At 58.1% G+C, this 5,435-nt stretch carries 9 protein-coding genes; 3 read left to right on the top strand and 6 right to left on the bottom strand.

Going from position 1 to position 5,435, the window contains the following annotated elements; translation table 11 throughout:
- Positions 1-124 precede the first annotated feature (124 nt).
- Complete coding sequence (locus JSS75_04575) at positions 125-589, top strand: nuclear transport factor 2 family protein (GenBank protein ID MBS1902958.1); 465 nt, start codon at positions 125-127, stop codon at positions 587-589.
- A gap of 139 nt (positions 590-728) precedes the next feature.
- Positions 729-1,328 (top strand): TetR/AcrR family transcriptional regulator, encoded by a 600-nt coding sequence (locus tag JSS75_04570; GenBank protein MBS1902957.1) that lies wholly within the window; start codon positions 729-731, stop codon positions 1,326-1,328.
- 547 nt (positions 1,329-1,875) lie between these two features.
- On the opposite strand, the gene JSS75_04565 is transcribed toward JSS75_04570, so the two are convergent.
- The 4 genes from JSS75_04565 to JSS75_04550 form a co-directional block, all read right to left on the bottom strand.
- Positions 1,876-2,112 carry a hypothetical protein gene (locus JSS75_04565; GenBank protein ID MBS1902956.1) on the bottom strand — a complete coding sequence of 79 codons (237 nt, stop codon included), beginning with the start codon at positions 2,110-2,112 and terminating at the stop codon, positions 1,876-1,878.
- 82 nt (positions 2,113-2,194) lie between these two features.
- Positions 2,195-2,617, bottom strand: coding sequence for a hypothetical protein (locus JSS75_04560; GenBank protein MBS1902955.1), 423 nt, complete (start codon positions 2,615-2,617; stop codon positions 2,195-2,197).
- A 107-nt stretch (positions 2,618-2,724) separates the two neighbouring features.
- On the bottom strand, positions 2,725-3,123 hold the full coding sequence (locus tag JSS75_04555; protein MBS1902954.1) for a hypothetical protein: 399 nt from the start codon (positions 3,121-3,123) through the stop codon (positions 2,725-2,727).
- Positions 3,124-3,226: 103 nt separating this feature from the next.
- Entirely contained in the window at positions 3,227-3,595 is a 369-nt protein-coding gene (locus tag JSS75_04550; protein MBS1902953.1) for an SMI1/KNR4 family protein, read from the bottom strand.
- On the opposite strand from JSS75_04550, the gene JSS75_04545 reads away from it, so the two are divergent.
- On the top strand, positions 3,594-3,800 hold the full coding sequence (locus JSS75_04545; protein MBS1902952.1) for a hypothetical protein: 207 nt from the start codon (positions 3,594-3,596) through the stop codon (positions 3,798-3,800). The genes JSS75_04550 and JSS75_04545 overlap by 2 nt on opposite strands.
- Positions 3,801-3,928: 128 nt before the next feature.
- Here JSS75_04545 and JSS75_04540 read toward each other — a convergent pair whose 3' ends face one another.
- Together JSS75_04540 and JSS75_04535 are read right to left on the bottom strand one after the other, a co-directional pair.
- Positions 3,929-4,366, bottom strand: coding sequence for a hypothetical protein (locus JSS75_04540; protein ID MBS1902951.1), 438 nt, complete (start codon positions 4,364-4,366; stop codon positions 3,929-3,931).
- A gap of 360 nt (positions 4,367-4,726) precedes the next feature.
- Entirely contained in the window at positions 4,727-5,305 is a 579-nt protein-coding gene (locus JSS75_04535) for an RNA 2'-phosphotransferase (protein ID MBS1902950.1), read from the bottom strand.
- Positions 5,306-5,435 lie beyond the last annotated feature (130 nt).

Genomic DNA, 5,435 nt, shown 5'->3' with positions numbered 1-5,435 from the left:
CTGCAGCGCCTGCTGCAGCAGTTGCGACCGGTGGCCTTGCCGTAGCGGCGGCGCTTGCGGAGGAGCCGGCGGTGCATGTACCTTTCGGTACAGTCTGAAACGACCAGTACAGAAAGGTGCCGCCATGTCCCGTCCGCCACTGCCGCCGTTCACCGCCGAAACCGCTGCGCAGAAGGCGCGCATGGCCGAGGACGCCTGGAACAGCCGCGATCCGGCGCGCGTCGCGCTCGCGTACACCGAGGACAGCCTCTGGCGCAACCGCGCCGAATTCATCCGCGGCCGCGAGCAGATCGTCGCCTTCCTGACCCGCAAGTGGGCGCGCGAACTCGACTACCGGCTGATCAAGGAAGTCTGGGCGCATGCCGGCGAGCGCATCGCCGTGCGCTTTGCCTACGAATGGCACGACGACTCCGGCCAGTGGTATCGCGCCTACGGCAACGAGAACTGGGAGTTCGACGAAGCCGGCCTGATGCGCCGCCGGCATGCCTCGATCAACGACCTGCCGATCGCCGAATCCGCGCGCCTGTTCCACTGGCCGGCCGGCCGGCGGCCCGACGGGCATCCGGGCCTGAGCGAGCTGGGGCTGTGAGACGGATGCGGCACTGGCAGCGCTGTACGGGCCGAAGCTCCTGCCCGCCAGCACCGGCATCGCCGTTTTTCCGCACCGGAGAAAGAAGGGCGCAAGGCCGGCAGGCTGCGGATGCGAGCGGATTGCCCGGAAGACCCCCATGCCGCGCCTCGTGACCGAACGCGCCGACGTGCTGCCGCTGCTGGCCGAAGTGTTTCGCGAGCATGGCTACGAAGGTGCGAGCCTGCAGTTGATCTCGCAGGCCACCGGGCTCGGCAAGGGCAGCCTTTATCACTTCTTCCCGGGCGGCAAGGCGGAGATGGCCGCGGCCGTGCTGGCAGAGATCGACGACTGGTTCGAGCGCGAGCTGTACGCACCGCTGCGTGCGGCCGAGGACGAGTCTGTGGCCGCGGCGATCGACGCGATGTTCGCGGCCGTCGATGCCTATTTCCGCGGCGGCGGGCGCGTCTGTCTGATCGGCGCGCTGGCCCTCGGCGCCGCCCGCGATCGCTTCGGCGCAGCCATCGCCAGCTACTTCGCCCGCTGGGTCGGCGCGCTGGCCGATGCACTGCAGCGCACCGGCTGCGACACGACGACGGCCACCGCGCTGGCCGAGGCGACCGTCGCCGGCATCCAGGGTGCGCTGGTGCTGACGCGCGCCCTCGACGACCCGGCGGTGTTCAGGCGCACGCTGCTGGCGTTGCGCGAACGGCTGCTGCCGGCGAATCCGGCGGCCGATGCCGGCAATAGCGGGCACTGAGGATCACGGCTTTCTTTACTGCCGGTCCGGCGCGGGTAGACACGACCTTCCTGTCCGATCATCTGCGGGCTGGACGATCATCCGGTGCTGTACCGTCCCGGCACCGTCGTGCTGCAGATCATCCGCAATAACAGCGGTTCCTTACGTGCGGATTTACGCCAAGCCCTGAGAACACAGCGGGCGTCATGGACGCCGCCGGAGTGCTTGTCGATGCCCGGCTATTTGCCATGCCGGGCTACGTTTCTCGACGCATTTAGCGGGTTTTAAGCCGGAATGGTGCGCAGCAAGCTGCACACCTTACAAATGAATACTCGTAGGGTGTGCAGCTTGCTGCGCACCATTCGGCGTTTCAGGCCGTAAATGCGTTAGCAGGTTGCGCACCCTGCCAGGCTAACGTTCGACGTAAGGGGCCGGTTGCGCGTAAGCGCAAGCGGTCCCCTTGACGGAGGGGTTAGGCCTCGAAGTGAAGGCAGAGCGTACCCGCTTGACCGAGATACGGCGCGGGATGCTCGCGCTTTGGTGGACCGACAGTGGCGAAGGCGGCTGGCTACTTTGCATTGAGGAGTTCCTTGGCCTCAGCAATGAGCGATTCAAAGACCTCTAGCGGAACTTCATGGTTCAGCGTTTTGACGTAGAACTGGCCGCTCGCATCCCAAAAGACAATCTCGGCCACCGCGACTTCGGCACCCTTAGCGTCTTCGTGCAAGCGGAGGCCAACGTAGCCATCCGCGTTGTCTTGCATTGGAGTCGTCCAGTAGCGCTTGCCGGCCCAAGAGGTGTTCATCTGAATGGAGGCCTAACGCACGAGTTCAGTCGCAAGCGCAAGCACACGCAATGTGCTGTAGCGCGTCGGCTGGAACGACAGGTTAGGCCAGGAGTGTGATTCCATTTGCTTTGAGATAGGAAGTGACCTTACTCCATCGAATCTCCGAGAGCCGCAAGTAGTCATCACGCCAATCACGGCAGGTGGTGAAGTACTTGGATTCTTGGCGTGCCAAGAAGGAGTCAATTGCGGCCGACTCGAGCGGAACACCATTAGTGCGTAAGTGGCTTTCGTAGTCATCAAGAATTGCGACAGACTGATGATCGTTGGTGAGCGAGAGACCAGTTTTCATTTCTGGATAGTGTTCAGCCCATCGAGATGTAAAGAAGTCATCCCAGCCTTCCATGATCATGAGCGTTTCGAACTCGGAAAGCAGAAAAACAAGTCTCTCATGATGCGTGAGTCCGGCCAAACCGCTATGGCCTCGGACAAACACTTCGGTTGGATCAATCACGGCAGTAGTCATGGCCTAAGGTGTTAGATAACCGGCCGCCGGAGCGCGACGCGCGGAGGGAATCGAGAAGCGCAGCTTCTCGACGGTCCGGTTGATTGGAAGGTTATGCAGCGGGGACATTACGGAACATATACCATGTAAATTTTGTAGAAAAAGCCGTCATCGGCATCTGTTACGTGAAGACTGAGCACTAGGTCACTCCTTCCTTCTGAGACCGTCCAAAGATCAATCAGTGCCTCCCATTCCGTGCCCATCCAAATGCAAACGGAAGAACTCCACGTTTCCTCTGGGAGGTCAATGAGGGTTGCACCGTAGTCTTGAATGTAATTCTGGATGTGGGTTGCGGTTTCGGTTGATACCTGAGCTACGCGAGGAATGCCTGCACTGAGAAGATAGTCGTGGCGTACGAAGGCGCCAACAATCTCTCGAATAACCGAACGCCACGCCGATGGAATTGGACGTTCAGTTTCTTCATCCTTGATTGCCAATACTTCATAAGACTCGCTCTTAAAGGTCATCCCTCAGAACTCCAGCGAGCTGCATAACGTGGAAGGTCTGCGGACGGCAAAAAGCGCAGCTTTTTGACGGTCTGCTGGACCGGATTGTTGGGCGTCGGTTGCACTACCGCCGCTCCACACAGACTTGCTGGAACCATGAAGAAAAGGTTGGCCACTTTTCATTTGTGGTGCCGTTGTGTGACCAGTACCGCACTTCGCCAGCTTGTGAAATCAGGAAATAGTCGCTGTTGTCTTCAATGAATGGCAGCCAATCTTTGGGCACGCCATCATGATTCCAAGCTGTTTCTGCTATTTCGAATAGGTTCAAGTAGTCGCAGCCCGGCAAAATTACGGCGGGTTCGAAGACTGCATTTGCGACGTTACTGCCGCCCTTGAGGAATTCAATGTACGACAGTGGAAAGCTGAAATTCAGTTTGCGCTCCGCTTCAGCAATCTCGATGTCTGTGGGAATGCGAAAAGGGTCGATATTCATGAATGAGACACCCAACGTTTCCGAGTTGAGCGACATTGGCCGCGTAGCGGGCAATGTTCGCTCGAACGAGAAGTTAGGCGGCATTGGCGCATGCACGCTGGCTGCAGCAAAGAATTGTGGATTGTTTGAAACGCGCCAAAGCGAAGCGCCGCTGCCGCCGCACCAACTTCGTTGTGCGGCGGCAGCGGCGCTTCGCTATGTATAGCCGATTTTTCAAGCATATCCACAATCCTTTGTTAAGCCACACTCAACGCATCACCAATGTTCGCTTAACGTGAAAGCTCAGTCGACGGCAAAAAGCGTAGCTTTTTGACGGTCGGCTGGAGCGGGTTGTTAGCGGAATGTTCGGTAATCAACCGCTACCCCTTTTGCAGTGTTTTCTGCCCGTATGATGCGAGCAAGCTCATGATGTTGTATTTCCAAGCGGCTGTCAGACAACCAATTCAACCGAACCTCTGGCCCATGTTCCTTGCCTTCGGGGGCTCTGCCGTGATCTCGGTCAGCTGCGAAAAAACTTTTGGGTAGTGCGTCTTTTCCGGAAACGTCCTTATTCCCTGAAACAATTGCCACTTGGCTATTGAAATCACTGGCAGAACCACAGTCGATTTGAAATGCGACCGCTTTGAATTTCCCGCTTGGCGATGCAACTTGATCGATTACGGTTGTTGCGCACATGTCAGCAAACAAGTGATCGAGTAATGCGACGCAACCCCCAATCGTGACTATCGCTACGGTCAACAGCCCAAAAACCACCTTTTTCCAAGTCGCCATACCATTACCGCTAACGCCCAAGCTCACCGGAAAACTTGGCGCCGCGCAGCGGCGACAAGGTTTTCCGGTGCAGCGCCTTGTTGGGCGCAAAGTTAGGAGGGGCGCTTAACACTGGCGGCGATAGCGCGGTAGGCTGGGTTGAGGAACGAAACCCAGCATTGAGAATGGCACGAGAAAGCAGATGCTCACGAGCGAACGAATATGCAATCCAAGGCTCCTCCATCTAATGTGATGGTTGCTGGGTTTCCTTCGTCAACCCAGCCCACGAGCTTGTCATTCATGACTTTGCTTCATCTGGCTGGGAGCAACGCGCTCAGTTTGCAGGCTTCTACGACTGGTTTCGGCGTGCTGTGGAAGACTTTATCGAGTTTGACTGTTGAATGATTCCTGATTCAGGGCGGTAATGTGCAAAAACTCGGGCGGCACCTGATCTGTCAGCCAAACGCCGTTGTCTGCCAGGAAAAACTTGAAGCCCTTCGTGTGCATGCGCAAAGCGTCAACCTTGAGGATGACCGGTTTGCCGTGACGCTGGCCGACGCGATATGCGGTTGCTTCATCGGCCGACAAGTGCACTTGCTGGCGTGCTTGCGGCTTGAGCCCTTCCGACAGGATCGAATCCACGAATCGCGTCGCCGTCCCATGGTACAGGATGCTCGGCGGTTCCTGGGGTGACAGTCCGAGTGCAACGGTCACGGAATGTCCTTGGGCGGCACGGATGTGCAGTCCATCCTGCGATAGAGAAAACCGCTTCTTGTCGCTGGTTTCAACGATCTGCAGCAGGTCTTCCCGGTTGAACCGGATTCCGGCTGCATCGCTCTTGGTGAGTAATTCGTCGATGGAGGCCCAGCCTTGGGTATCTAATGTTAAACCGATTGCATCAGGTTTGTGACGAAGGACGAAACTCAAGAATTTGCTGAGTTGCACAGTATCAGGCGGCATCAGAGATCATCCTTCTATTCGGCTGGATGGGATGGCTGCCGAGTTTCCTCCGGCAGCCGTACCGGCCCGTGCGCTTCAGCATCCGCACACCGCGGGCATTCAGAGCGGCGCGAACAGCGCGTCGAGATCG

Source organism: Bacteroidota bacterium (genome assembly GCA_018266755.1).
In the GTDB taxonomy this organism is placed as follows: Bacteria; Bacteroidota; Ignavibacteria; order Palsa-1295; family Palsa-1295; genus JAFDZW01.
Note: the sequence above shows the minus strand (reverse complement) of the source record. Positions and strands in the feature narration are given on the sequence as shown.

Excerpts from the sequence above, each read along its gene's own strand:
- JSS75_04575 (MBS1902958.1), top strand. The coding sequence starts at position 125 with ATGTCCCGTCCGCCACTGCCGCCGTTCACCGCCGAAACCGCTGCGCAG.
- JSS75_04570 (MBS1902957.1), top strand. The coding sequence starts at position 729 with ATGCCGCGCCTCGTGACCGAACGCGCCGACGTGCTGCCGCTGCTGGCC.
- JSS75_04565 (MBS1902956.1), bottom strand. The coding sequence starts at position 2,112 with ATGAACACCTCTTGGGCCGGCAAGCGCTACTGGACGACTCCAATGCAA.
- JSS75_04560 (MBS1902955.1), bottom strand. The coding sequence starts at position 2,617 with ATGACTACTGCCGTGATTGATCCAACCGAAGTGTTTGTCCGAGGCCAT.
- JSS75_04555 (MBS1902954.1), bottom strand. The coding sequence starts at position 3,123 with ATGACCTTTAAGAGCGAGTCTTATGAAGTATTGGCAATCAAGGATGAA.
- JSS75_04545 (MBS1902952.1), top strand. The coding sequence starts at position 3,594 with ATGAATGAGACACCCAACGTTTCCGAGTTGAGCGACATTGGCCGCGTA.
- JSS75_04550 (MBS1902953.1), bottom strand. The coding sequence starts at position 3,595 with ATGAATATCGACCCTTTTCGCATTCCCACAGACATCGAGATTGCTGAA.
- JSS75_04540 (MBS1902951.1), bottom strand. The coding sequence starts at position 4,366 with ATGGCGACTTGGAAAAAGGTGGTTTTTGGGCTGTTGACCGTAGCGATA.
- JSS75_04535 (MBS1902950.1), bottom strand. The coding sequence starts at position 5,305 with ATGCCGCCTGATACTGTGCAACTCAGCAAATTCTTGAGTTTCGTCCTT.